General features: G+C 42.7%; 1 tRNA gene. It reads left to right on the top strand.

What is annotated here, in order from left to right:
* Positions 1-32: 32 nt before the first annotated feature.
* Positions 33-109 (top strand) — tRNA-Lys (locus tag CWB85_RS21730).
* The last annotated feature ends 177 nt before the right edge of the window (positions 110-286 follow it).

The raw sequence follows: 286 nt of genomic DNA, 5'->3' as shown, positions 1-286 counted from the left end.
ATAAAGCGTTAGTTATAATAAGAATATACCTGCGCGGTCTGGAGCAGCCTGGTAGCTCGTCGTGCTCTTAACCCGAAGGTCGTCGGTTCAAATCCGGCTCCCGCAACCAATTTCCTTTAGAGGCTTGAGGTTACTGTAGAATGTAAGTTAAGGAAAAGCTTGTCGGTCTCAGCTCTTCATTAGCCAGCAAAGGTAGTCGTTTTAAATCCGGCTCCCGCAACCAATTTCCTTAGAGAGTTGGCTGACTTCTTTAATTAAGTAAGAAGTAAAATAACACTTAATATTA

It is taken from the genome of Pseudoalteromonas sp. S1727 (assembly GCF_005886375.1).
Classification (GTDB): Bacteria; Pseudomonadota; Gammaproteobacteria; order Enterobacterales; family Alteromonadaceae; genus Pseudoalteromonas; species Pseudoalteromonas haloplanktis.
Note: the sequence above shows the minus strand (reverse complement) of the source record. Positions and strands in the feature narration are given on the sequence as shown.